The sequence below is a fragment of the Bradyrhizobium sp. NAS96.2 genome (assembly GCF_001908235.1).
GTDB lineage: Bacteria > Pseudomonadota > Alphaproteobacteria > Rhizobiales > Xanthobacteraceae > Bradyrhizobium.
On record NZ_LGHK01000119.1, the window covers coordinates 1 to 24374 of the forward strand.

Sequence of the window (24374 nt, forward strand, 5' to 3'; positions counted from 1 at the left end):
CGGTGACAACAAAGCCCAGTCTCGCCGGGGAGAGCACGAAGTAAGCCGTAGCCCATCGCGCAGGGAAAGCCGGGTCGTTTCCGGTTACACCTGTGGTCCTACCCCCGAGCTTTCTACCCATTGCTCGGGGCCCATGTGTGCGATCGGCACCCGGCTTTCCCTGCACCCTCTGCGAAAGGAAGGCGGAACGAAGAGCAAAGCTGGGACAATTCATGTCGCGAGAACGCGGATGTATGACTCACAAGCGGCGCCACACACTCGATGTCGTCCCGGCGAAGGCCGGGACCCATTACCACAAATGGTCATTGTTGAACGACGCTGGAACGACGAGTGTCTTTCACAACACCCGCTGCGGAGTATGGGTCCCTGCTTTCGCAGGGACGACAGCGGTGGATGTGGTGCGAACTGGCGTTCTTTCTTCGCCTGGGAAGAGCCGCAAATCACACCTTCTGCTTCGCAGCTTCCTTCGCAAGATCGGGCGCATTCACGGCCGGGATGGCGACGCGGCCTGTGCCGGTATGCTGGAGAGCGGCGGCGGCCTTGTCGTTCTGCATGATCTTGGCCATCACGGCCTGGCCGGCGCGCTCGAACACGGCGCGGTTGTCGACCAGGAACTGGCGCGACTTGCGCAGGCCGTCGATATGGCCGTTGATCTCCGGCACGACATAGCGCGCGACCAGGTCCCAGCTGCGGCGGGTGTTTTCGATGTTGGCCCAGTCATGGGCGAAGCCGATGATCGAACCGACGCCGCCGGAGACGTCGATCAGATTCTTGATCATCTTGATCAGATCATCGGGCGTGCCGATGGTCGAGGCGGCACCTTCGACGAAGGCGGTCTTGTCGACCGCTTCATCCGCGGAGGCGAACGCGGTCAGGCCCGGCCGCATCAAGGTGCCGACGTTGTACTCGTTGTGCCACCGCAGCAGCCCGGCGCCGGCCTCGCGCCGCGCCTGTTCGCGGGTCTCGGCAATGTGCCAGGACAGCAGCACGCGCCAGTTGGCGCGGCTCACCGTGGTGCCGGCCTTGGCGGCGGCGTCTTCGGCGAATTGCCATTGCTGCGGCAGCGCCATCAGGCCCTGGGTCGACATCGAGCCCAGCGAGATGATGCCGATGCCGTATTTGCCGGCGAGCGTCATGCCCGACGGCGAGATCTGCGAGGCCACCACGAACGGCATGTCCTCCTGCAGCGGCAGGATCTGCAGCGCGGCGTCGTGCATCTCGAACCAGTCGGTCTTGGCGGTGACGCGCTCGCCGTTGAACAGGCGGCGGATCACCGCGATCGCCTCGTCCTGGCGGTCGCGCTGGGTCATCGGGTCGATGCCGAGCGTATGCGCGTCGGAGGCGAGCGCGCCGGGGCCGGAGCCGAAGATGGCGCGGCCGCCGGTCATGTGGTCGAGCTGCACCATGCGCTGCGCGACGTTGAAAGGGTGGTGGTAGGGCAGCGAGATCACGCCGGTGCCGAGCTTGATGCGCTTGGTGCGCTCGCCGGCCGCGGCCAGGAACATTTCCGGCGAGGCGATGGTCTCCCAGCCCGAGGAATGGTGCTCGCCGCACCAGAATTCGTCGTAACCCAGTGCGTCGAGCTGTTCGACGAAATCGAGGTCGCGGCGGAATTGCAGCATCGGATGCTCGCCGATCGGGTGATGCGGGGCGAGGAAGGCTCCGAACTTGAGGCGCGCCATTGGTCGTTCTCTCCAACTTATTGTTATCGGGGGCTTTCCGCCAACCTACGGCGTGGGCGAAAGCAAGGCAATGCTCCGGGCTTGCGGCGCCCGCATGGTTGTTGCGCAAATCGGCGGCGATTGCCGTCCTCCGGAATGTTTCCCAGCGCATCAACGCAAATTGCGCGGCGCAGCGCGGGCAGATGCGTCATGGCCATGGATGACGTGGCCGTGAACCAACGCTTACGTCCGAGGTAATCGAAGGGATGACCGGGATCTGCTGATGTCGGCCGTATCGTCATTTCGGGTAGGACAGGGCATGCACCAGATCGTTGCGACGCGCGCGGAGACCTCCCGCCGCTGGTGGGTGCTGGCGATCGTCGTCGCCGCCCAGTTCATGTTCGGTGTCGATGCCTTCATCGTCAACGTCGCGATCCCGACGATCGCCGCGGAGCTGCACGCCACGCCGGCGCAGATCGAGGCCGTGATCGCGATCTATCTGATCGCCTATGCCACGCTGGTGGTCACCGGCGGCCGGCTCGGCGATATCCACGGCACCAGGAATGTGTTCATCGCCGGCGTCGCGGGCTTCTCCGTGACGTCGCTGTGGTGCGGTCTCGCGCAGTCCGGACCTGAGCTGATCGTCGCACGGCTGGCGCAGGGCGCGACGGCGGCGCTGATGGTGCCGCAGGTGCTGGCGACGCTGCATCTGTTGTTCTCCGACGCCGCGCGTGCGCGGGCGTTCGGTATCTACGGCATCGTGCTGGGGCTCGCCGGCGCCGCCGGCTTCATGCTTGGCGGCGTGCTGGTGACGCTCGATCTCGCCGGTCTCGGCTGGCGCGCGGTGTTCTTCGTCAACGTGCCGTTCGGCGTCATCATTATCGCGGCGGCGCTGAAGATCATGCCGACGGTGCCGCGCCGCGCCGGAACGCGGCTCGATATTCCCGGCGCGATCGTGCTGTTCGTAGGCCTGCTCTGCCTGATCGGCCCGCTGCTGTTCGGCCACGATCTCGGCTGGACGGCGTGGGTGTGGCTGACGATGGCAGCCGGTGTCGCCGTGATCGCGGCCTTCGTGCGGCTCGAGCGCAGCGTCGCGCGCCGCGGCGGCATGCCGCTGATCGACCTGTCGCTGCTGTCCGATCTCGCCTTCATGCGCGGGCTGGTCGCGGTGTTTTTCTTCTTCTTCGCCAATCTGTCCTTCTATCTGCTCATGACCATGTTCATGCAGAAGGGCTTGCAGATTCCGCCGCTGCAAGCCGGGCTGGTGTTCGTGCCGCTGGCGCTGACCTTCGTGATTGCCTCGCGCCACAGCGGCATCCGCGCCAGGCATCGCGGCGCCTTTGTGTTGATCGAGGGCTGCGCGCTGCAGATCGTTGGTCTCGGTGTGCTGGTCGCGACGGTTCAGGCGATCGCGGCGCCGTCGGCGCTGCTGCTCGCGCTGGTGCTGATGATCTTCGGCTACGGTCAGGGCCTGGTGATGGCGCCGCTGTCGAGCGCGGTGCTGTCGAGCGTGAAGCCGGCAAGCGCCGGAGCCGGCTCCGGCATGTACGGCACCACGACGCAGATCGGCAATGCGGCCGGTGTTGCCGCGATCGGCGCGGTTTTCTTCGCCGTTGAGAGCGCGAGATCAGCACATCTGGCGTTGTTTACGGCATGCGCATTGTTTGTGCTGTCGATATCAATTTCAGCCGCATTTCTGTCATGGATGCGCCGCGCCGCCGCATGAATCCCTAGGCGATGGTGCGTCAATTTCGAAAAGTTCATGCTCGAACAAAGTGCTAAGGCAACTATTTCGAGCGATCCGCACTTTTGCCGGTTCCGATCACGCGTTAACGCCGAATCTCACTATTCCGCGGGGAAAGACAGCACACGGCCTTTTCATTTCGCAGTGCAGCAATTATCTGATCGGGTGACACACAAGAATAAATCACCTCAGGAGTTGCTGTTGTCGCTGGTCAACAACATCGAATTTCTGCGTCATCTGCCCAAGATGAACGCGTTCAACGGCCTCGGTGCGCTTGCGCCGGCCGTGCCGACGCCGCTTGTCGAGACGACCGAATTCGGCGCCAATCCCGGTGCGCTGAAGATGTTCTCATACGTGCCCGAACAGCTGGCGCGATCGCCCGCGCTCGTCGTCGTGCTGCATGGCTGCGGCCAGAACGCTGCGTCATACGATCTCGGCGCCGGCTGGTCGACGCTGGCGAAGCACTACGGCTTCGCGCTGTTGATGCCCGAGCAGCAGTCCGCCAACAACGCCAACACCTGCTTCAACTGGTTCGATCCGGAGGACACCGCGCGCGGCCAGGGCGAAGCCGCATCGATCAGGGAGATGGTCGGCCACATCGCCGGCGCGCACAAGATCGATCCGCGCCGGATCTTCGTGACGGGCCTCTCCGCCGGCGGTGCGATGGCGGCCGTGATGCTCGCGACCTATCCGGATGTGTTTGCGGCCGGCGCCATCATCGCCGGGCTGCCGTTCGGTGTCGCCGGCAATCTGCGTGAGGCGCTCGGCGCGATGATGCAGGGAAGCGCATTGTCGGCGCCGGAGCTCGGCGACCTCGCACGCAAGGCATCGACGCATAAGGGCGATTGGCCGCGGATCTCGGTGTGGCACGGCAGCGCCGACCGCACCGTGCATCCGGGCAATGCCGATGCGATCGTCCGGCAGTGGCTCGATCTGCACGGCCTGCCGCTTGCGGCGATGTCGAAGGCCGACGTCGACGGCCATCCGCGCGAAGTGTGGTGGAATGCCGACGGCGAGACGCTGGTCGAATCCTACTCGATCACCGACATGGCGCATGGCACGCCGCTCGGCCTTGCCGGCAATGACGAGCGTTACGGCGTCGAGGGCGCGTTCCTGATCGAGGCCGGGATCTCCTCGTCCTATCACATCGCGAGCTTCTTCGGCCTGACCGACAAGGTCCGTCAGCCGCAGATCGCGCCGACCGGCGTGCCGCGCGAGAACGCCGACACGATCTCGATGACGATACCGGTGCCTGCGGACAAGCCCGAGCCTGCAACCGGTCGCAGCAGCGGCCGGCCGGGAAAGAAGCAAGCCAAGCAGCAAGGCAAGCCGCGGAGCAACAGCGTCAATGTCAGCCGCGTCATCACGCGGGCGCTGACCGCCGCGGGGCTGATGAAGCAGCCGTGAGTTGATGCGCGAACGAGGCGTTATATCTCGCCGGTCAGGAACGGGTTCGTCATCCGCTCCTGGCCGATGCTCGATCCCGCGCCATGGCCGCAGATGAAGCCGACATCGTCGCCGAGCGGCAGCAGCTTCTGCTTGATCGACTGGATCAGTGTCGAATGGCTGCCGCCGGGCAGGTCGGTGCGCCCGACTGAGCCGGCGAACAAGACGTCACCGACATGGGCGAAGCGCAGCTCCTTGTTGAAGAACACCACGCTGCCCGGTGAATGGCCGGGGCAGTGCAGGATGTCGAAGGTGAGGTCGCCGATCGAAACCTGATCGCCCTCGTCGAGCCAGCGGTCCGGGCCGAAGTTGCGCACGCCGGTCATGCCGAAGCGTTCGCCGCTCGAGACGACGTTGTCGAGCAGATACTTGTCCGCGATGTGCGGGCCCTCGATCTTGACCTGCAACGCGTCGCGCAGATCGGCAGCGCCGCCGACATGGTCGATATGGCCGTGAGTCAGCCAGATCTTCTCGACCGTCACGCCGGTCTGCTTGATCGCGGCCTGGATCTTCGGCACGTCGCCGCCGGGGTCGATCACCACGGCCTTCTTGGTGGGCTCGTGCCAGATGATGGTGCAGTTCTGTTCGAACAGCGTCACCGGCACGATGATCGCGCCGGCCTTCGGTTTGGTGTCGGTTGTCTCGTTCATGGAGGCACCATAGGCTACCGGGCAATGCCGTCAACACGCACGGGAAATGCGCCTGCCCCGGCGTGTGATCCCAAAACGGACCGTGATAAGGTCACCTCCAGCAAAACAAGTTCGTGAGCCGACTGGTAGGCGGTTGCTCTCGATCACGCGTCAAGTCCTCGCAGTCCGGAACTTCATGACCCAGGCTCCCAACTCACCGCTCGGCGGACCCCGGACCACCGCCCGCGCCTTCTTCGTCGCGGACCGCATCAACACGTCCGGTCTCGAGCGCGGCGACGTGCTGGCCACGACGCCGCTGGCGTTTCGCGTCAATGACAATGGTGTGGCGATCCTGTTCCGCTACGGCGTCGTCGTCCTGATCGGACTCAATGCGTTGGAGGAGGATGAATTCCTGCGCAGCCTGCAGTCGCGCATGACCGGCCTGTTCACGCGGCGCGAGGAGGAGATCGCGATCATCGAGCTCGCCGCTGAAAGGGAAGACCAGATTCCGCCGGGCGGTCCGATCTATCTGCAAAGCCTGTCGCCGGAACGGCTGATCCTGGTCGGCGAAGCGCTGGCGAAAAGCGTGGTGCTGGCGCGGCATGAGCGCGAGGTACGAGCCGTCTTCGATACGACCGAGCCGCTTGCACGCGAGCTCGCCAAGGGTGGCCGTGTCAATGGCGGCCGCGTTGCGATCCTCAAGCACATCGGCAACGCGCTGTTGGTGCGGCATCGCGTGGCCGGACCGGTCGAGGTGTCGGAGAAGCCCGACATCCTCTGGGACAAGCCGCAGCTCGAGCGGCTCTATGCCCGGCTCGAGGACGAGTACGAATTGAAGGAGCGCGCGGAATCGCTGAACCGCAAGCTCGCGGTCGTGGCCGAGACCGCGCAGGTGCTGACCGATATCATCGACACCAGCCGCTCGCTGCGGCTGGAGCTGATCATCGTCTTCCTGATCCTGTTCGAGGTGCTGATCACCATCTATCAGCTGGCGACGGTCCGCCACTGACGCGCTGCAGCGCCATTTTTCTGTCCCGAATTGTGCGTCATCCCTGAACTGCGGACAACCCCGGGGACACGGGGGCGACGAGCGAGGGGGAATCGGATGGATCAGGACGAGCGGGACTGGTGGCGGCGCGGCATCTTCTATCAGATCTATCCGCGCTCGTTCGGGGATAGCGATGGCGATGGCGTCGGCGATCTCCGGGGGATCATCGCGCGGCTGCCTTATCTGACACGGCTTGGCGTCGACGCGGTCTGGCTGTCGCCGATCTTCACCTCGCCGATGGCCGATTTCGGTTACGATATCTCCGATTACACCGGCATCGACCCGCTGTTCGGGACGATGGAGGATTTCGACGCGCTGGTCGCGGCCGCGCACGATTCCGGCCTCAAGCTGATCCTCGATCTGGTGCCGAACCACACATCCGATCAGCACCCATGGTTCATCGAGGCGAAGAGCTCGCGCGATAACCCCAGGCGCGACTGGTACATCTGGCGCGATCCGGCGCCCGATGGCGGTCCGCCCAACAACTGGCTGTCGGAATTCGGCGGCAGCGCCTGGGCCTATGACGAAGTTTCCGGCCAATACTATTATCACGCCTTCCTTGCGCAGCAGCCGGATCTGAACTGGCGCAATCGCGAGGTCAGGGACGCGATCTATGACGTGATGCGCGTCTGGCTGCGCAAGGGCGTCGACGGCTTTCGTGTCGACGTGATCTGGCACTTGATCAAGGATGCCGAATTCCGCGACAATCCGCCCAACCCGCACTACCGCGAGGGTCGGCCACCGCACGAGAAGGTGCTGACGCAATATTCGACCGACCAGCTCGAAGTCCATGCTGTCATCACCGAGATGCGCCGCGTCACCGAGGATTTCGACAACCGCGTGCTGATCGGCGAGATCTATCTGCCGCTGCACCGGCTGGTGGCCTATTACGGCAACGATCTGCGCGGCGCGCAGATGCCGTTCAATTTCGCATTGCTGTCGACCTTGTGGAGCGCGCGCTCGGTCGAGCAGATCATCGCCGATTACGAAAGGGCATTGCCGCCGGGCGCCTGGCCGAACTGGGTGCTCGGCAATCACGACCGGCCGCGGGTGGCGAGCCGGGTGGGGCCGGCGCAGGCGCCGGTAGCTGCGATGCTGCTGCTGACGCTGCGCGGCACGCCGACGCTCTATTACGGTGACGAGATCGGCATGCATCAGGTTGCGATCGCCCCTAGCGAGGTGCGCGATCCCTTCGAGAAGAACGTGCCTGGTATCGGCGTCGGCCGCGACGGTTGCCGCACGCCGATGCAATGGAGCGCTGAGCCTTATGCCGGCTTCTCGACGGCCACACCGTGGCTGCCGCTCGCGCAGGATTTCGCAAGCGACAACGTCGCAAGCCTCGAGGCGGAGCGGACCTCGATCCTCAACCTCTACAAGGCGCTGATCGCGCTGCGGCGGAAGCTGCCGCAACTCGTCCGTGGCAGCTATGAGCCTGTGGCGGCGCATGGCGATGTGCTGCTGTTCCGGCGCCGCGCCGCCGAAGGTGTTGCCGTGATCGCGCTGAATTTCGGCGCAGCCCCCGCGTCGGTCTCCTCCAGCGCGATCGGCTTCAGCAACGAGGTTCTGCTGTCGACCTTCATGGACCGACTGGGCGAGAAGATCGAAGGCGTCCTCGACCTGCGCGCCAATGAAGGCGTGATCCTCGGTCCGCCGATGGATGTCGCGACCGAGTGAGCTGAGCACATCGTCCGGGCTCCCTCTCCCGCTTGCGGGGGAGGGTGGGGTGGGGGTGTCTCCACGACGGGGATACTGAAGGTTAGTCGCGAACACGCTGCTTGGCTTTCCGAGCACGAAGGAATCCTCCGACAATGCCCGATCCCATTGCGGCTTGAGCCCCCACCCTGACCCTCCCCCGCAAGCGGGGGAGGGAAGCCATAGAGCACAGCCACTCCCTACCGCTTGATCTGCGCCTTCAACGTGTCCTCGACCACGCGATCGAACGATGACGCCTTCGGCGCGCTCTTGCGGTGCTCGGCGACATATTTGTCGCGCTTGGCGACCAGCGCGGCGAGCTTCTCGTTCAGCGCCTTGCGCTGGGTGATCTGCTTGTCGATCTCGGCGCTGCGAGCCTCTGGCTTCATGGCGCGGAGATTGTCGGGCAGGTCCTCCTCCTTGACCTTGGCGATCGTTGCGGCCCGCAACGAGGTCGCCGTCTCCGGTCACCGCCTCCGAGGTCACCTTGGCGCGCTTGTTGATGAGGCTCGCCATCTCCGAGGCGCGGGCCGGCGAGGCCGCGGCGACGCTCGCGAGCTGCCGGGTCTTGGATTCCACGCGCTTCTGCAGCGCGCGCGGGCCGTAGGGGATCACCGTGCCGTTGATCTCTGGCTGCAGGATGATGATGTCCTCGTCGAACGGCGTCTCGATGGTGACGATTTGGCCGCCGTCCTGCGGGATCGGGATGCTCGCCATTGCCGTGCTGCGCGATGTTTGGCCAGCGCAAGGAATATCACGGCATCTACGGCGACGAGGCCGGGGATGCGCTGAATCCGAGCAGGCAGGCCGCATATGTGACGCCCCGGTCAATCGCGATCTGCCGGTCAATACTGCTTGGGATGTCGGCGTCGACGATGCGATGGCGATCTGGTGTTTCCAGGTCTGCGCGGACCATCTCGATGTCGTCGACTACTACGAGAATCATGGTCTCGGCTTCGACCATTACTGCAAGTGGCCCGATGAGCGCGGCTATCACGCACAGATTGGGTGCCGCATGATGCGAGGGTCCGAGAAGCCGGCGCGCCTGGTGCGCCGGCGCGGGTCGAAACCCTGATCTCGCTCGGCCGGAAGCCTGAGCTGAGCCCCGAACCAGAAACTGATGGACGGCATCAACGATCCCGTTCGCTGCGTGTGGCGCAGCCTAGTAGCGCACCTGCTTCGGGATGTTCAAAGGGGAGGCCAATTAGCAACGAGATTAACATCCAGTGCATTGCAGCAAGGAGGACATTTCTGCGGGAAATTCTCTGCCGCGACGCCCCGCGCTAATGCTCCTGCTTTCGACCTCCTGAGGTCAGACGCGATGGCGAAGTCCAAGGCAGGAATGATCCATCACCGGCGCGACCGGGACTAAATCAGACCAAAGGTGAGGCTGCCATTGCTGGATCCTTAAGGCCAACCGGCGCAAAGTTCAGCGGCATGCCTGGGCCCACGTCGGCTCAGGGAAGGCGGCGTGGTCTTGCAGCAGTCCAATGTTCAAATGCGCCCAACGAGCGCTAAAATGACCACGATGAGAAGGATCAAGCCAACTCCGCCGCCGGGATAGTATCCCCAGCCAGTGCTGTAAGGCCACGTTGGCAATGCTCCAATCAACAAGAGGATCAAAATGATAATGAGGATCGTTGACAGCATCGCGCGCCTCGCGCCGTTATTTGTGATGCGAACTAACGCAGCGAATAGCGCAGCAGTTCCTACCCTGCGAGATCATGCCAACTTGCCGGCAGTGCGGCGCGCGTCGTCGTCAACCCCGATCGCGCTATCGCTGCCGCGCTTCGAAATTGGCTCCGCTTGGCCAGAAGCGCCTTCTGCGTCAAGAAGGAGGTCCATTTCACCAGGACCATGATACGAAATAGATGCGGCAGCGCTATTGCCTTCACTATCGATTGGGTTTGCCGTCGCGCAAGCCAATTCTGCCGACTCGCAACAGAGTAACTCATTCTCCTTCCGCTACTGTTGGTCAGGGTAGGCACGCGCAAAGCGGGCGCCGCCCTCGGCGCGCTCGGCATGCTGACGTTCGCGGCCGTGTTGTGGATGGCGGTCGAAAGAAGCGTGGCTGGCATGTTCATCGGGGCGTCGTTGCGTGGCTGCTGGTCTCGTTGCGGCCCGGTTCGTCCGGCGCAGCGTGCGCTTCGGGGTCGAGCAGGACGAACCGCCGCCCCTGCGTTCCGCGGAGCCGCTAGGCCGCTCGGGTGACCGTCTCAAGCCGATCCCTTGGCATTGACGCCCTTGCGCAGCGCCAACGTGTTCAGTTTGGCGTTTGCGGCCTTCTCCACGTCCCGGCTGGCAAGTTCCTCTCTATGCGCAACGTGGAGCACGACATGTCGCTAGCTGCCGAGAGCGACTGGATCATCGATGTGGGGCCGGGAGCGGGCGGGGAGGGAGGCCGCATCGTCTATTCAGGACACCGAAGGATATCGGATCCTGCAGCGCCAGCCGGACCGCCAAGTGATCATAGCCGATCGGGGCGTACCGTCAAACGCGGGAACCACCCCGAACACGGCGTCGCGTGGCCAAAAGCGTCTGATTCTACAGCATCACGCAGACAACGAGGCAAGGAAGTAGCGTCGCCTTGAGGGCACAGGCTCCACCGGTACACTTGCTGCGCATAACCTGGTCTACATGGGCAAGGTCGGGACGGGCTGGAATCGAACGACATCCAGCAAAATCCGCAAAGCACTAGACAGCATAGTTAGTCCAAAGAGCAAATTGAGTAAGCCGCTCAGGAAATCGAAGGCAACGTGGTTGAGCCTGTTTTTACAGCGGAAATCGAATACCGCGACATAACGTCCGAGGGCTTGCTGAGCGCGAGCTCGTTCAAGGGAATTTCAAGAATGTAACATACGTTGTAGAAAGTATCGTATTCCGATATTACGTTTTATCCATCACCGTGCGGCCAAAGGTAACTTCCGGTGATGAGAACGCCCATCACGGCGCTCCCGCCATACACAAGCAGGGAGCACGCCATGAAGAAACGGCGTCGGTTCAAACAAACAGAAACGCTTCAGGAGCGGCTCAGGAAGTTCGCGGCCGATATCCGTGAACAAGCCAGTCAGATGCCGCCAAGCGCTGAGCGAGACCAACTCGTGAAGAAGGCCCGGCAGGCTGACACGGCAGCCCACCTTGATGAGTGGATGAGTTCACCGGGACTACAGTCGCCGAAATAGGGCTTGGAGGAATCTCCTCCCTCCAGGTCCTCAGGGCCTCCGTATCCGGCGGGGGCCCTTTGTTTTAGGAACGGCGCCTTTTAAGCCGCGTTCTAAACTCATGAGTGAAGTACATATCCTCGTGGAAGAGTCTGTGCAGATCGCTTGGGATTTCCTCGAACGCTCTGGCGAGATCATCAACGGCTACGAGACCAGCCAATTTCTTGTGAGTATTGTTGGCCGAATGGCTCTCGCTGGGGAACGACGCAAGCTGATGTTGGCGAACCGCGCCATCGACTTCTATCGGGCGACCAGGCGAGAGGCCGCATGAGCAAACGCATTGACGAGGCCGTTGCCGCCCCCGCCTACGAGCTATGGGAGAAAGCGGGAAAACCGGAAGGACGAGACCAAGAGTTTTTGGCACTTGGCCGAGCAGGAGCTATTGAACGAGGATAAGTCCTCGCCGCTGCGGACCCCCGACACGCTGTGATCACCCCAACTGCCCCGTTTGCCATGGTCTCGGCTGGGTGTGCGAAAACCATCCGAACCTGGCCTGGACTGCCGACCCCGGCGGATGCCGATGCGGCGCCGGCATGCCCTGCGCTTGCAATCGGTCGGACGAGCTTGACGCGGGCATCGAGGCGCCTGATGTTGGCCACGTGGTGGACAGCGAGGCACCGAACAGGCATTAGCAGCTTGCGCCCGAGACGCCATCCGCTCCTCCATCAAACCATTCAACAACTTGAACCCCCATCGCTCAGCGACTTTATCCGGTCAGCTGATCTTGTGCACGTCTCCAGGCTGAAGATTGAGTTCTTCGAACATTTTCTGCTGCTCTGACGTCACGCTGATATCCAGAACTTCGGCAGTCCAACCTTCCGGAACGGAAGCGAGTATCAACGTAATCGCTTGACGCGGCTTGGCGCGCGCAATCCAGATTTGCGTCACCCTTGTGTCGTCTGCAGACACTTCGACGACCGTGAACTTGTTGCCGAACGACTCTGCCATGCCGTCCAATTCGGAGGCCCGACGCTGGTTGCTATCATCTTCAAGATAAATGTACTTAGCCGAGCTAGGCTCCTCGCACAGAAATCCTTAACGATTCGAAAGCCTTGATGTTTTGACAAATGTCCAGAGCGCCTGCCGGATATTCCCTAGTTGCGGCCTCACCGCAGATGCTCGCCGCACGGACTTGCCCGAAGTTGGGCGCAGACCGGAAGCGCCAACTGTGTCTAAACCGGAGCTGTCACCCGAGCCATCGCGGCCTGTATGTTTGGTGCTATGATTAGGGCACCAACGGCAGTGCAAGCATCCTTTGGGGGTTCTCTTGGCATCTAAAAACAAGTCGGGACTTCAACCCCAGCCTCTTGTCAACGAGCGGCCTCTGGACCGCGCCGAGCGCTTGGCCAATCTGCTGGCCTCCATAGTTGAGACCAGCGACGATGTGATTATCAGCAAGAATCTGGATGGCATCATTACAAGCTGGAATAAGGCGGCCGAGCGCATCTTCGGATATGCGGCAACCGAGGCGATTGGGCAGCCCATTACCCTCGTGATCCCGGAGGACCGGCTCAGCGAAGAACTGGAGATTCTAACCCGCATCCGACGAGGTGAGCGCATCGACCATTTTGAGACGGTCCGGCGCCGTCGGGATGGCAGCTCAATTGTCGTTTCGCTGACTGTTTCTCCTGTCAAAGATGCCCACGGCAACATAGTCGGCGCATCAAAGATCGCCAGAGATATCACCCAGCAGAAACGCAATCAGGAGCATATTAGCATTTTGGCGCGCGAAGCGGAGCACCGAAGCAAGAACATCCTCTCAAACGTACAGGCAATCATCAATCTTTCTCAATCCGATACCGTCGAGGGTCTGAAGGAAGTAATCAGCGGGCGCATCCAAGCGATGGCAAATGTTCATTCGCTGTTTGTTGAGACGCGGTGGATAGGAGCCGAAGTCTCGGCGATCGCCAAGCAAGAGTTTGCTCCTTATCTCGAAGAGGGCGGCGAGAAGCGGATTGTGATGGACGGTTTGCAAACCATGTTAGAGCCAGCCGCTGCGCAGGCGATTGCGGTGGTTCTGCATGAACTCGCTACCAATGCCACAAAATATGGAGCGCTATCTATCGCGAGTGGACGGATAGAATTGGCGTGGTCGCAGACCGAGGATAGACGGTTGACGCTCCGCTGGACCGAATTGGGCGGACCGGGGATAACTGCGCCCCGGCGCAAGGGATTTGGTAGCCGCCTCATCGAAGGAACGATCAGCCCGCTTGGCGGGAAGGTGCTCTTCGAGTGGCGCGCGGAGGGGCTCGTTTGCGAAATCGTCCTTCCGACATGAAATCCAATCGAACTGGGGTTTCCTGCTCTCACCTGGCGCTGCGGCAGCTCATCATGGCTTAAGCCGATTTGCGGGCTGGCAAAGCCGCACACCTGACGCGAAAGCAGATGGCGAGCGATACACTTCGGCGGCTTAGGCTGTCATCCGTGAGGAGAGCGCTGTCGCTTGGTTGCTAGGCCGCGCGCCTCAGGTGTTTGCGCGAAGTACACGCGCGGTCGTTGAAGGGCCGCCCAAAGTCGCACTCGATGGCGACCGGTGTTGCGGAGCCCGTCGGCTCATGACCCATCGCCAGTGCATGCGCTCACCAGTCGAATCGCACCAAATATCGCTGCTTCAGCCTGTTCGTGGTGGCTGTTGCAGCTTCGTGGATGCGGTCGTTGTCGGCGCCATCACGAACGACCGCCACGAGGGTCCAGTCCGTGTCGGTCGGTTCAATTTCGATATGGCAGACGTATTCTCCGCCGGGCAGGCTGCGGATTTCTCGCAGTGCGATGAGCTCAAGGTCTTTGGGGCATATCATCGTTATGGGCACCGGAGTGCTCCTGGCCTTCCAGCGCAAAGTCAACGCGCACCGCGCGGTGCCGTTCCTAGGCTGACGGCCGAGCGCGAAATGGGGTCGTCCGATGCCCCCAAAACAATAGCACGCCATTCTGAAGGCCGCGATCAGGCGTGCGATCGTCGTCTTAGATGCGCTCGGCGACAGCAAGATGCGATGACTGAACGTCTCGCAGGTCTGGAGCGGGGCAACCGAGGATGCGCCGCTGGCTTGCGGCTGCAATGAAAGCCATGTCCGATCGTGCCAACCGCTCGAGAGATCGCCCAGCCGAGATCGTCGCCGATTGGCCGGCGTGGCTCGGGCACCCCACGATGGCCGGAGTGGGCGCCGCGGTTGGCGGCGTCGGCTGGATGAAGGACGATGGCAGCATAAGGCGGCTCGCTTCGATGGGCGCCGATGATCGATCTTGCCGACTACACCAAGCCTGTTCGCGATCTTCTGCGGAAGCGCGAGTATGCCGCGGTCTATGTGGCGACCTCGGCGGTCGGGATCCCCCTACGGAGATGAGCCGGGTCGGGCAGACGCGAACGCTGCATCCCCGCTTAGGATCGAGCACGCTTTGAAGAATCGGACCTCTCTTCCGGAATGCATGCACTTCGGACAGGTCTTCTCTTTCGGAGCGTTGTCGGGCATTGGGTCGGCATGTCCTCCCGCTGGAGATCTGGCTGTTGACCTGCGGGCGCGATCCGGCTGCAACAAATCGGTACAGAACGTGATACGCTTAAGCGCCAAAACTCACCTGCGTTATTGTTCGGAACATATATTTCCGGGTTTCATCGCCAAACGGGCAGGTGATTTTCATTTCCTAGTTTTTCAGCCCTAGCACGGTCCCGCTGGCTACGATGCTCCAGCGGTTTGCCGTTGAATCTGAAGGCTCCAGCCACAGTCCCCTCGCTGGAGCCTTTTCCTTGCGGAACGAGGGGCGACCAGCACGGTTGAAGTCTCGCTCTAACGAGGAGTGGGACAAAGGTGGCCTCAGCGTGTTTCTAAGGCGCTGGGGCCGACTTCTTTTTGCGAGTCCGCAACAGAACGCCGACCGCTTAAAACACTTGCGGTCGGCGTTGACTCTAGCCCCAGGAAGGAAGGTGCAAAATCCTGACGCTATGAGGATGCGGAAGCGGGTCGAAGGTTCATGCCCAACAGCATCGCTGAGTGGGTAGCTCGAAGGGATTACGCAAACAGGTCTTTGCTGACCGGCAGCATCCCGCACGAACGTCCCGCTCTCGTGGTACTCTAGCCAGCAGTGATCTTTCGCGTACTGGAGGCCGGCTTAGTATTCGTCCAGCGTCGCCTGTCCCGGTGGATCATCGGACAGTTGATCTTCGCGATCGATCGGCAAATGATTGAAACGGATGCGCCGGAAAAGATGGGCACCTGAAGAAATCGAACGCCTGAAATCTATGGTCGCTGCCCGAGTCAGCGCGAACCGCATCGCAGTTGTGCTGAAGCGTCCTCTTAACTCCATTTTCGACCGCGCCCGCGGCCTTGGCCTTTCGCCTCCCGACAATGACCGAAGAACGGAAACGAGTGAGGACCTTGCTTAAGCAGGACGATCGTATCCGTCCGGTGGAGGCCGCCTTGTCGAATGAGGCGTGTTGTTGAGAACTGTCCTTATGGACAGTGATAGGCGCAGTGCCCAAGTCGAACGGCTTGAGGTGGTGGACACGGGCCGGCGGCGGCGCTGGTCCGAGGATGAGAAGCTCAAGATCGTCCTGGAGAGCTTACGGGCGCCGCGCCAGGTCGCGGCTACAGCGCGGCGGTATGGGGTTTCGCGGTCGTTGCTGCTGCGATGGCGACGCTCGTTTCGGCCGGAGCCGAACGATGCCGCCGATCAACCTGCCTTCGTACCAGCGATAGTGGTCGCGGAATCAGGGCCGACGCCTGGTCCAGTCGCGCCGGCCAGCAGCGGCGGGTCGATCGAGATCGAGTTTGCGACCGGGGCTCGGATGCGGATCACGGGTTCAGTCGACGCGGCGACGCTGAAGGCCGCCGTGGCGGCGCTGGCAGATGGGCGCTTGCGGTGATCCCCATTGCGTCGGGCGTGCGGGTGTGGATTGCGACCGGCCACACCGATATGCGTCGCGGCATGAACTCGCTGGGCTTGCTGGTGCAGGAAGCCTTCAAGCGAGACCCGCACGGCGGCGACCTCTATGTGTTCCGTGGCAAAAGCGGCAAGCTGATCAAGATCCTTTGGCACGATGGACTGGGCATGTCGCTCTACGCCAAGCGGCTGGAGCGCGGCCGCTTCTTGCGGCCGTCGTCGGCTGATGGCGTAGTGACAATCACCCCAGCCCAGCTTGGCTACCTGCTGGAGGGCATCGACTGGCGGATGCCGCAGCATACCTGGCGACCGCAGGCGGCGGGCTGATCGCTGGGATTTGAATCGGTGGCAGGATCAGCGGTTCGGACAGAGATTGCGTCTTGTGATTCTCTGGTCGGCGATGGGCGCTGATGATTCTCTTCCCGACGATGTGACCACGCTGCAGGCGATGCTGCGCGCCGAGCGAGCGGCCCGTTTGGCCGCGGAAGCTGAGGCCCAGGCGGGGACTTTGCTGATCGAGAAGCTCAAGCTCACGATCAAGAAGCTCCGGCATGAGCAGTTCGGACAGTCCTCCGAGCGAGGCGCATTGCTGGACCAACTCGAGCTACAGCTCGCCGATCTGGAGGAGAACGCCGCACAAACCGAGACCGCGGCGCAGATGGCAGCCGAGAAGATTGCGGTGCCATCGTTCGAGCGTCGCAAGCCAGCCCGCCGGCCCCTGCCGGAGCAATTGCCGCGGGAGCGCATTGTCTATCCGGTGCCTGCCATCTGCCCATGCTGCGGCGATAGCCGATTGCGCAAGATTGGCGAGGACGTGACCGAGACGCTGGAGCTCGTTCCGCGCCAGTGGAAGGTGATCCAGCACGTGCGCGAGAAGCTCGTCTGCCGGGCCTGCGAAGCGATCACCCAGCCGCGAGCTCCCTCGCATCCGATTGCGCGCGGTCGTGCAGGACCCAAGCTGCTGGCCCATGTCCTGTTCGCCAAGTACGGCCTGCACCTGCCGCTTCATCGTCAGAGCGAGGTCTACCAGCGTGAAGGTATCGATCTCGACGTATCGACGCTCGCGGACTGGGTAGGCGCCTCCGCGGCAACCCTGATGCCTTTGGTCGATGCGATCCGGAGCCACGTCTTCGCAGCCGAGCGCATCCACGCAGATGACACCACGATGCCGGTCCTCGCCAAGGGCAAGACCCGGACCGGCCGGCTCTGGACCTACGTGCGCGACGACCGTCCGTTTGCCGGCCCAGATCCGCCAGCGGCTGTGTTCTTCTACTCGCCCGATCGTGGCGGTGCGCATCCGGAGCAGCATCTGGCGGGCTATGCCGGACTGATGCAGGCCGACGCCTACGCCGGCTTTGGCAAGCTCTACGAGGCCAATCGCAAGGGCGGCCCCATTATCGAGGCTGCGTGCTGGGCGCACGGCAGACGCAAGTTCTTTGACCTGGCACGGCTCACCAAGGCGCCGATCGCGGCCGAGGCGGTCAAGCGCATCGATGTCCTGTTCGCCATCGAACGTGAGATCAACGGTCTTGCTCCGCAGGAGCGCCTGCGTGTGCGCCAGGAACGTAGCCGCCACCTGATCGTCGAGCTGGAGGCGTGGTTGCGCGAGCAGCGCGCCAAGCTCTCCAGGAACAACGACACGACCAAAGCGATCAATTACTGCCTCAGCCGCTGGGATGCATTTAGCCGCTTCCTTGATGACGGACGGCTTTGCATGACGAACAATGCTGCTGAGCGTGAGCTCCGGGCGGTCGCCGTGGGACGAAAAAATTGGACCTTCGCCGGCTCCGATGAGGGCGGTCGGCGTGCGGCTGCCATCTACAGCCTCGTCGCCACGGCAAAACTCAATGACATCGATCCGCAGGCTTGGCTTGCCGACATGCTGGCGCGCCTACCGGATCACCCTGCCAAGCGCATTGACGAACTGCTGCCTTGGAATTGGCAGCCTCAAAGCGTCGCTCACGCCGCTTAAGCTCAATCAGCCTTCCGCCAAAACGGTCCGGACCGGGGCCTTCGCCGGATGCGTACGGACGATCCGCGCCATCGCTAGCAATCAGCACGAGACCGCCACTCGTTAGGAACGACGCCACGTGGCCTGGCTTGGTTTCTGCGCGTGGTCCGGCCCGAGGCCATCGGCGTTTCTTCCCAGACTTGAGCGGCTCCAGCGCCGTCAGACTGGAGCCGTTTCTTTGGGCCGTTTTACACACCGAAAACGATTATCAGCAGCAGGATGGTAATCGCGATCGAGACAAATCCAGCGACGATATGGACTGTGTCTGGGGTCATCCTAACGCAACTCCACGCGCGGTTTCGTTCGAGTGCCCGCTCCTACGCCTGTCCCCCGTCTGATACCGGCTTAGCGCCGAAGAACGCCGGATCGTCGACGATGTAGTCGAACACCTCGCCGTGGCGGAGTTTCAGCTTCTCATGGATCAGGGCCCAATGCGCACCATCGGCAGGTCCAGCGCGTCGACCTCCCAGATGACCTCGCGTACGCGTTCCTCGGCGGCTTCTTGAAATCACAAATGTGAATCGGCCGATCTATTCACTTAGGTTAATTGACTGGCTCAGCTTTGATTCGATCATCCCGGCACCGGGCAGGGCGATTTCATTTAAGGACATCCTTTTTAGGCCCGGGGGCTCGCCCAATTAGCGACAGCGGCGGCTCGGCGACCGCGGAATGGAATCGGCCTCAGCACCACCTCCAAGGTGCTGGCTGTTTCTCTGTTGGTTATGCTCCAAGGAACCAAACGGCTGAGCACTGGTTTTGGTGTGAAGGTAATCATGGCACTCGGCCTCGGCGCGGTTGACCGCGCTGGGGCCATTTCTGGATATCAGGAGCGCCTTTTGCCGATCTCAGTTCGCTGGTTCGACAGCAACTCCGCTAAATTCTCAGCTTGTTCTTTGGTCAGCTTCTCTGCGAAGGGACCGTCTTTCCGTATTTGAGCTGGACCTTTGAGTTCGCTGTCGTAGACCATCCAATCAGTGCTTCCTCTTCGAACGAGAAACCGGCCTCGCATCGGGCGTCCCATAAGTTCCATTGCAATCACCATCTGTAAAAATCAGCCCAGCAAGCGGCCCCAACCTGGGGGCCGCCAACCCGGGTGCTACGGGTTTTCTTCTGGCAGTCGGGGGGCTCTTGCTGACCAGAAGCGTCAATTAGATGCTTCCGTCCCCTCGATGGTTCCTCGCATGCCGCACGTTTTTAGGAAAAAATGGCAATCGCAAGCGGCCCCACTAAGAATGGTTCGTCGGGTTCGTGGCCGACCAGTCAACTGACCCCAGCACAGCATAAGGCGGAATACAGTATGTCCTTCATATACGCGAACGGCTCGAGGACATCCGCTCAGCCCATGCCGAGAGCGACTGCTTCGGCCGACTTCGCTATCTCTTAGGACCGCATCGCACATACTATGGTTTTGGACTTGGCGAAGGTGCGGGTGTCGGCGCCTGAGACCCCGGCGCCGTGTCTAGAGAGGTGATTGGCTTATCCGTCCCCGCGTGCGGAATGCAGGTCCCGGCATTCGCAAGTTTTCCGTTCGCGCCCTCCCGGCGGTAGCGGCGGCTACGGTGCCTCTCGAAACGGTCGTCTTCCATCACGGAGCGTTGGCTCAGAGCTGCGTAGGCGCTCGCATAGGTCTGCTGCAATTGCTCCTCAGCGGTCAGGCAATCCGAAAGCTTCTCAAATACGAGATCAGTTTGAACTGGTGCTACACCACCAACCAATACAACCAGAATCCATTTCATGAGAGCGGTCCCCGTATTCGAGCCTGCCGGCAAACGCCGGCGTGAAGGAACGGTTCCGAATGGACCACCGGCGCGCCGCAGCAATATTTAGCGGCCGCCGCCTCGACGGAGATCTGGCCGTCCTGAACCGGCTCTAGACGGGCGGCTTGCTCGGGTTGGAGTAGGGACGGTTGCAGATGAATATCATTTCATGCCCGTATGCTCCCGTGCGAACGCCTCGGCCTTTTCCAGCGCCTAGTGATTGTCGTCAACGCCGCGAATGGACGTCTCCAATCCGCAATCCGTGATCTCGGTGCAAGGGCAGTTCTCCTTCCTGCGGAACATGCACTACGCGGCCCGGCATCAGCGTTCCGGACCGGTTTCAAGGCGAGCGCAGCGGCGCCGCCTGCGCTGATCTCGGCGCCGAAATAGTCATCGCAAGATTATCACCTCGCGGCAACGTGCACGGTGCGTTGTGGCAGAGAGCTCTTAACTAGTTGAGTCGCCGTGGACCGCCTCGATCCATGGGAAGTCTTAGAGAAGCGCGCCGCTGAGGCAGTCGTTCAGTCCCGCATATTGATTGCGGAGCGGCATTGCCTCATCGAACAGATGACAGCTAACTATCGACATAGATGCGAAGCAGAAAAAAGGGCCTTCGAGCGCGCCCAAAGGGCACAGCATAGCCTTGCAGTTAACTACAGCGGGTTGGGTCGGATCGACCGCTGATATATGCCGAACCGGCGTCGGCCTCTTTGTGATTTGCCACGGCTTCGTCAGTCTCACGAACGTAGCGTACTCCAAGCCTTGCCCAATACTGGCCGGCGCCGCCTTGTCCTCCTAGTGCATCGGATCTGATCTTCTAGTTTGGTCGAGATAAGCCACTCGCCATTCAAAACAGGCCACTCGGAACGTACCCCCGCCTTTTTGCTTTGGGCTTTTCGGAAATGGAAAGAGCGAGTGTCTGATGCCCAGATACTATTTCGACCTCAAAGATAGCCACGGAATTACAGTCGACGAGGAAGGCATGGAACTCCGAGATTTTGAGGCCGCGCAGAATGAAGCCGGGCGAGCTTTAGGAAGTATGGCTCGGGATGCCGCGTCCTCGGTCATCCGCAGCGGGATCGAACAGATGGAAATCGGTGTCCGCGACGAAGCTGGCCCGCTGATGGCCGTTCGCTTCCTGTTTGAGGTCAGCCGGGACAGGAAGCGCTAACTCTGAGTTCTGCCCAGTTTGGACACTCTCGCTGGAACTAGGACAGTGTTGCAAGCGCGCTATTGCGTGGGGCTCAGAGAGGGGCGAAGTATCGAGCCTGCCGGCCTCAAAAGATAAAATCGGCGGATCAATTATGGCCCTAGCACAGGCCCTACGCCCCCAGAGGTGCTGGGGCCGTTTCTATGGCTGCTAGGAACAAACATCGCCGAAAGCTTGTTCGTCTGACATCCGAATGCGGCACTCATCAGCCCCCGAGCCGCATTCGGACATTGTGAGTGGAAGGCCCATGGCCCCAGCGTTTTCCCCAACGCTGGGGCATTTTCGTTCGTGGAACAATTCACAATTATCGCAGTTTAAGATTCGGTACGACGAGGAGTGGGACTAACCTATCGGCCTCAGTGCTCTCCCCCGGGGCACTGGGGCCGGTTATCCGAGGGGAGACCGTCCATGTTCGGACAGGATCACTGGGACGCAGTGGATTACGGCTTTTTTGGCTTTGCCGGGTTGTCGTTCGTCGCGCTCATAGCAAGTATCGGGTGGCTGCTGATGGGCTGATGGGCTGATGGACTTCCGTTCATCGTCTTTGTGGATTTCTCCCACTTCGCCTGGCTGTGTTCCAGATAGTGGATGTCGAAAAAATGCCTCGGCATTGCATGGAAAAATCTGGAGCGTTTCGTATTTTTCAGCTTACGACCCGCCACTCCAGATAAGTTCGCCGCATTTGCATTCCATCAGGCGCACGGTTTTCCCGGCGGCCGGATCAAGGAAGCTGCGAACGACTTGGGGGATGTCGGAGCACTTGGGACAGCGCAACTGCCATCTCATTGCTCCGGCCGGCGTTGATTGCTGCTCTTGAGTAGGCTGGTCCACTTGCATTCTCGATGCGTCTTGAGTGGAATCCTTAAGTTACAAAGTGGACAATTGTTCCAAAAAATGGGCAGCGTGGACCTCCTTCCCAAGGCCGTTCGGGATGGGCCGCGCAGACCCAACGTGTGTCGTAGCAACGCGGGCAGGTCATCCACAGTCCATCCGGCGAGCAGCGTGCCAATCAAGGTGGCCTCAGGTGGGTGGCACCCTCGGCGCGATCAGTCCGTCGGCTGCGGCCCGTCGTAGCCTTCGATTACGATGATGTCGATGTCTACGGGGCCCGCGCGCAGTGCCCTCGCCTTGGTGTATTCGGGTGAGCGGTAGCAGGCGAGCGCGGTTTCGTAGTCCTTGAACTCGATCACGATATTGCGGTCGCGCGCCTTGCCTTCCACCGCCTCGAAGGTGCCGCCGCGCACCTTGAATTTCGCGTCGTATTTGCGGAGCACGGCCGCGAGGGCGGGGCCGTAGGCTTTGGTGTACTCGGGTTTGATCACATCGATGCGCCCGATCCAATACCCCTTCGGCATTTTGTCCTCCTCATCTTTGCATTCTCAAAATCAAAAGGGGCCACTGGCGGGTCAAATTGCTCTGCGGTGCCGCGACGCGTTACGCCAGGCTCGCTGCCAACTACCTAGCCTTCGTTCAACTCGCGTCAATCAGGCTATGGCTGCGCCTTAATGAGTCCACGTCACTAACGGAAATACGTAAGTCCTCCCGCCACGACCGCTAAGGCGAAGGCCAAAACGGCAGCCGCAACGATCCAGGGCATATCGCGGCGTTCTCGTGGGGTCATCGGCAAATCCTTGTGCACTACGGATGCAGAAGCGAAAGCAGTCGTTGACGGTGCTGCTCGCGGTCGAGCTGAATTTTGCGCATCGCCTCCAGTTCGGCTTGCGCCCTCGTAGTGTCTTCTTTCCGCCGCTTCAATTCGAACAAAAACGCCTCCAGGTCCGCAAGACGCCTTTCGCCTTCAACCACATCGAGCTCGACTTGTCGCAGCTCGTCCATGATCGCGTCTTTGTACATTGTCTAATTCGTGCGCCTTCCCTAACGCTTTCCGACCGGACGCGCTCCACTCTTGGCTTCCCGGGCCAAGCGCTCGGCCTTCAGCCTTTCTCTGTTTTCGTGGAATGCTTTTTGTGCTTTGGCGTAATCAGTCAAGGCTTCCTTCGCTTCCGCCTCTCGGAACACCTTGCGGGCTTCTCTTTCCGCGCCTACGGGCGATCTCGTCCGCTCTCGAATGTTGACCATTGCCGAACCTCCTCTTCGGGCTCGACCTATTCAACGCTTGGGACTGTTGTTTGATCCTACGAGGCTCTTTTGTTCTTAGAGTCTGACTCAAAAAGAGCTCAGCATTTTGAGGGCCTGGCGAGGCGTCGGGTCAAGAGCCTGATATGGGCGACGAGAAGCCAGGCGACTTCAGTTGAGGCTGAACCTTCGAAGTCCTTGGCGAGGCGCCTGCACCTGCCGAACCAGGCGAAGGTGCGCTCGACGACCCAGCGCCGTGGCAGAAGCTGGAGGCCTTTGACACCCGGCGGGCGCTGGACGATTTCGATGGTCCACGGCCCGCAATGAGAGAGTGCGTCAACGAGCTGTTTTCCGCGATAAACGCGATCAGCAAAGACATGTCGCAACTTTGGAAGGCGATCTCGCAGGCGTTCAAGCAAGGGCACTGCACCATGAACATCCTGAACGTTGGCGGGATGGACGTGAACGGCCAGCAGGAGGCCGTTGGTATCGGTAACAATGTGCCGCTTGCGCCCATGCACCCGTTTGCCCGGATCGAAGCCGCGTGGGCCGCCCGCTTGTGTTGTCGGGGCACTCTGGCTGTCGATGACGGCCGCCGTCGGTGTCGGCTTGCGGCCGAGCTTGCGCCGCGCCTGTCGGACAAGAGCCCTGACGATCCTGTGCCATCGGCGCGTGTCGCGCCAAGCGTAAAAATAGCCCCGCACGGTCGAATATGGCGGGAACTCGCGCGGCAAAGCCCGCCATTGGCAGCCGGTGGACAGAATGAACAAGATTGCCTCGACCACCTTGCGCAGATCAACTTTGCGCGGGCGGCCTAATCGACGCCGAGGCGGCAGCTTCCGAGCGATCAGCCGCCACTCCGCATCGGTCATGTCGCTTGCGTAGTCGTGGCATCCTTCGGCTTGCTCGCCTTCGGCACATTTTTCCTTATGTCCATGTGACGCGCGTCCGGGCTTGTTGGAGGAAGGCGCGATTATAGCTCTGCGCCTTGTCGTAGCAGGCAC

The 24374-nt window shown here is 61.5% G+C and carries 22 protein-coding genes and 2 pseudogenes; 12 read left to right on the forward strand and 12 right to left on the reverse strand.

The genetic code is table 11. The features are described from left to right. Positions 1-440: 440 nt before the first annotated feature. Positions 441-1682: an LLM class flavin-dependent oxidoreductase gene (locus tag AC628_RS24705; protein ID WP_074129412.1), complete on the reverse strand. Its 1242-nt coding sequence runs from the start codon at positions 1680-1682 to the stop codon at positions 441-443. Positions 1683-1980: 298 nt separating this feature from the next. Between AC628_RS24705 and AC628_RS24710 the strand changes: the two genes are divergently transcribed. Then, positions 1981-3387, forward strand: a complete 1407-nt coding sequence (locus AC628_RS24710; protein ID WP_074129414.1) for an MFS transporter — start codon at positions 1981-1983, stop codon at positions 3385-3387. Positions 3388-3606: 219 nt separating this feature from the next. Then, positions 3607-4812 carry an extracellular catalytic domain type 1 short-chain-length polyhydroxyalkanoate depolymerase gene (locus tag AC628_RS24715; protein ID WP_074129431.1) on the forward strand — a complete coding sequence of 402 codons (1206 nt, stop codon included), beginning with the start codon at positions 3607-3609 and terminating at the stop codon, positions 4810-4812. A gap of 20 nt (positions 4813-4832) precedes the next feature. Here the strand turns inward: AC628_RS24715 and AC628_RS24720 are convergent, their stop codons facing one another. After that, positions 4833-5501, reverse strand: a complete 669-nt coding sequence (locus AC628_RS24720; RefSeq protein WP_074129415.1) for an MBL fold metallo-hydrolase — start codon at positions 5499-5501, stop codon at positions 4833-4835. Between the two features lie 175 nt (positions 5502-5676). On the opposite strand from AC628_RS24720, the gene AC628_RS24725 reads away from it, so the two are divergent. Further along, complete coding sequence (locus tag AC628_RS24725) at positions 5677-6489, forward strand: RMD1 family protein (RefSeq protein ID WP_074129416.1); 813 nt, start codon at positions 5677-5679, stop codon at positions 6487-6489. 96 nt (positions 6490-6585) lie between these two features. After that, positions 6586-8202 carry an alpha-amylase family glycosyl hydrolase gene (locus AC628_RS24730; RefSeq protein WP_074129417.1) on the forward strand — a complete coding sequence of 539 codons (1617 nt, stop codon included), beginning with the start codon at positions 6586-6588 and terminating at the stop codon, positions 8200-8202. Between the two features lie 218 nt (positions 8203-8420). Here the strand turns inward: AC628_RS24730 and AC628_RS45475 are convergent. The 3 genes and pseudogenes from AC628_RS45475 to AC628_RS24745 all read right to left on the reverse strand — a co-directional run. Next, positions 8421-8962: pseudogene (locus tag AC628_RS45475) on the reverse strand (vWA domain-containing protein); the annotation flags it as partial. Positions 8963-8983: 21 nt separating this feature from the next. Then, on the reverse strand, positions 8984-9184 hold the full coding sequence (locus AC628_RS46190; RefSeq protein WP_502689766.1) for a hypothetical protein: 201 nt from the start codon (positions 9182-9184) through the stop codon (positions 8984-8986). A 530-nt stretch (positions 9185-9714) separates the two neighbouring features. Beyond that, the gene (locus tag AC628_RS24745; protein ID WP_074129420.1) at positions 9715-9870 is read right to left on the reverse strand and encodes a DUF3309 domain-containing protein; all 156 of its coding nucleotides are present in this window, start codon (positions 9868-9870) and stop codon (positions 9715-9717) included. A gap of 1331 nt (positions 9871-11201) precedes the next feature. Between AC628_RS24745 and AC628_RS24760 the strand changes: the two genes are divergently transcribed. From AC628_RS24760 to AC628_RS24770, 3 genes are all read left to right on the forward strand, one after another. After that, positions 11202-11402 (forward strand): hypothetical protein, encoded by a 201-nt coding sequence (locus AC628_RS24760; RefSeq protein ID WP_074129432.1) that lies wholly within the window; start codon positions 11202-11204, stop codon positions 11400-11402. A 100-nt stretch (positions 11403-11502) separates the two neighbouring features. Next, positions 11503-11712, forward strand: a complete 210-nt coding sequence (locus AC628_RS24765) for a hypothetical protein (protein WP_050420887.1) — start codon at positions 11503-11505, stop codon at positions 11710-11712. Next, the gene (locus AC628_RS24770; RefSeq protein WP_245321299.1) at positions 11709-11837 is read left to right on the forward strand and encodes a DUF2934 domain-containing protein; all 129 of its coding nucleotides are present in this window, start codon (positions 11709-11711) and stop codon (positions 11835-11837) included. Before AC628_RS24765 ends, AC628_RS24770 begins: the two co-directional genes overlap by 4 nt. Positions 11838-12155: 318 nt before the next feature. Here the strand turns inward: AC628_RS24770 and AC628_RS24775 are convergent, their stop codons facing one another. Beyond that, positions 12156-12389, reverse strand: coding sequence for a hypothetical protein (locus tag AC628_RS24775; RefSeq protein WP_074129421.1), 234 nt, complete (start codon positions 12387-12389; stop codon positions 12156-12158). Positions 12390-12708: 319 nt separating this feature from the next. Here AC628_RS24775 and AC628_RS24780 point away from each other — a divergent pair, with 319 nt between their 5' ends. Then, complete coding sequence (locus AC628_RS24780) at positions 12709-13719, forward strand: PAS domain S-box protein (protein WP_245321300.1); 1011 nt, start codon at positions 12709-12711, stop codon at positions 13717-13719. 301 nt (positions 13720-14020) lie between these two features. On the opposite strand, the gene AC628_RS24785 is transcribed toward AC628_RS24780, so the two are convergent. Next, positions 14021-14251, reverse strand: a complete 231-nt coding sequence (locus AC628_RS24785; RefSeq protein WP_128970691.1) for a hypothetical protein — start codon at positions 14249-14251, stop codon at positions 14021-14023. Positions 14252-15888: 1637 nt separating this feature from the next. Between AC628_RS24785 and tnpA the strand changes: the two genes are divergently transcribed. The 3 genes from tnpA (at position 15889) to tnpC (ending at position 18288) form a co-directional block, all read left to right on the forward strand. Continuing rightward, positions 15889-16299, forward strand: coding sequence for an IS66-like element accessory protein TnpA (gene tnpA / locus AC628_RS45480; protein ID WP_074129423.1), 411 nt, complete (start codon positions 15889-15891; stop codon positions 16297-16299). Next, positions 16296-16643, forward strand: coding sequence for an IS66 family insertion sequence element accessory protein TnpB (gene tnpB, locus AC628_RS45485; RefSeq protein ID WP_074129424.1), 348 nt, complete (start codon positions 16296-16298; stop codon positions 16641-16643). Before tnpA ends, tnpB begins: the two co-directional genes overlap by 4 nt. A gap of 73 nt (positions 16644-16716) precedes the next feature. Continuing rightward, positions 16717-18288, forward strand: coding sequence for an IS66 family transposase (gene tnpC, locus AC628_RS24800; RefSeq protein WP_074129425.1), 1572 nt, complete (start codon positions 16717-16719; stop codon positions 18286-18288). Positions 18289-19727: 1439 nt separating this feature from the next. Here the strand turns inward: tnpC and AC628_RS24810 are convergent. After that, positions 19728-20063, reverse strand: a complete 336-nt coding sequence (locus AC628_RS24810; protein ID WP_074129427.1) for a hypothetical protein — start codon at positions 20061-20063, stop codon at positions 19728-19730. A gap of 943 nt (positions 20064-21006) precedes the next feature. Here AC628_RS24810 and AC628_RS24815 point away from each other — a divergent pair. After that, on the forward strand, positions 21007-21255 hold the full coding sequence (locus AC628_RS24815; RefSeq protein ID WP_050420980.1) for a DUF6894 family protein: 249 nt from the start codon (positions 21007-21009) through the stop codon (positions 21253-21255). A 1085-nt stretch (positions 21256-22340) separates the two neighbouring features. Here AC628_RS24815 and AC628_RS24820 read toward each other — a convergent pair. From AC628_RS24820 to AC628_RS24835, 4 genes and pseudogenes are all read right to left on the reverse strand, one after another. Next, complete coding sequence (locus AC628_RS24820) at positions 22341-22649, reverse strand: DUF1330 domain-containing protein (protein ID WP_074129428.1); 309 nt, start codon at positions 22647-22649, stop codon at positions 22341-22343. Positions 22650-22932: 283 nt separating this feature from the next. After that, entirely contained in the window at positions 22933-23148 is a 216-nt protein-coding gene (locus tag AC628_RS24825; RefSeq protein ID WP_074129429.1) for a hypothetical protein, read from the reverse strand. A 21-nt stretch (positions 23149-23169) separates the two neighbouring features. Further along, positions 23170-23373 carry a hypothetical protein gene (locus tag AC628_RS24830; protein WP_074129430.1) on the reverse strand — a complete coding sequence of 68 codons (204 nt, stop codon included), beginning with the start codon at positions 23371-23373 and terminating at the stop codon, positions 23170-23172. A 98-nt stretch (positions 23374-23471) separates the two neighbouring features. Continuing rightward, positions 23472-24291: pseudogene (locus AC628_RS24835) on the reverse strand (IS5 family transposase). Positions 24292-24374: the final 83 nt, after the last annotated feature.

What these genes read in the sequence shown, in the direction of transcription:
- AC628_RS24825 (WP_074129429.1), bottom strand. Translation starts at nt 23,148, where the DNA reads ATGTACAAAGACGCGATCATGGACGAGCTGCGACAAGTCGAGCTCGAT.
- AC628_RS24830 (WP_074129430.1), bottom strand. Translation starts at nt 23,373, where the DNA reads ATGGTCAACATTCGAGAGCGGACGAGATCGCCCGTAGGCGCGGAAAGA.
- AC628_RS24705 (WP_074129412.1), bottom strand. Translation starts at nt 1,682, where the DNA reads ATGGCGCGCCTCAAGTTCGGAGCCTTCCTCGCCCCGCATCACCCGATC.
- AC628_RS24765 (WP_050420887.1), top strand. Translation starts at nt 11,503, where the DNA reads ATGAGTGAAGTACATATCCTCGTGGAAGAGTCTGTGCAGATCGCTTGG.
- AC628_RS24710 (WP_074129414.1), top strand. Translation starts at nt 1,981, where the DNA reads ATGCACCAGATCGTTGCGACGCGCGCGGAGACCTCCCGCCGCTGGTGG.
- tnpC (WP_074129425.1), top strand. Translation starts at nt 16,717, where the DNA reads ATGGGCGCTGATGATTCTCTTCCCGACGATGTGACCACGCTGCAGGCG.
- AC628_RS24810 (WP_074129427.1), bottom strand. Translation starts at nt 20,063, where the DNA reads ATGAAATGGATTCTGGTTGTATTGGTTGGTGGTGTAGCACCAGTTCAA.
- AC628_RS24725 (WP_074129416.1), top strand. Translation starts at nt 5,677, where the DNA reads ATGACCCAGGCTCCCAACTCACCGCTCGGCGGACCCCGGACCACCGCC.
- AC628_RS24745 (WP_074129420.1), bottom strand. Translation starts at nt 9,870, where the DNA reads ATGCTGTCAACGATCCTCATTATCATTTTGATCCTCTTGTTGATTGGA.
- AC628_RS24760 (WP_074129432.1), top strand. Translation starts at nt 11,202, where the DNA reads ATGAAGAAACGGCGTCGGTTCAAACAAACAGAAACGCTTCAGGAGCGG.
- AC628_RS24730 (WP_074129417.1), top strand. Translation starts at nt 6,586, where the DNA reads ATGGATCAGGACGAGCGGGACTGGTGGCGGCGCGGCATCTTCTATCAG.
- AC628_RS24775 (WP_074129421.1), bottom strand. Translation starts at nt 12,389, where the DNA reads ATGGCAGAGTCGTTCGGCAACAAGTTCACGGTCGTCGAAGTGTCTGCA.
- AC628_RS24720 (WP_074129415.1), bottom strand. Translation starts at nt 5,501, where the DNA reads ATGAACGAGACAACCGACACCAAACCGAAGGCCGGCGCGATCATCGTG.
- AC628_RS24820 (WP_074129428.1), bottom strand. Translation starts at nt 22,649, where the DNA reads ATGCCGAAGGGGTATTGGATCGGGCGCATCGATGTGATCAAACCCGAG.
- AC628_RS24815 (WP_050420980.1), top strand. Translation starts at nt 21,007, where the DNA reads ATGCCCAGATACTATTTCGACCTCAAAGATAGCCACGGAATTACAGTC.
- tnpA (WP_074129423.1), top strand. Translation starts at nt 15,889, where the DNA reads ATGGACAGTGATAGGCGCAGTGCCCAAGTCGAACGGCTTGAGGTGGTG.
- AC628_RS24770 (WP_245321299.1), top strand. Translation starts at nt 11,709, where the DNA reads ATGAGCAAACGCATTGACGAGGCCGTTGCCGCCCCCGCCTACGAGCTA.
- AC628_RS46190 (WP_502689766.1), bottom strand. Translation starts at nt 9,184, where the DNA reads ATGGTCGAAGCCGAGACCATGATTCTCGTAGTAGTCGACGACATCGAG.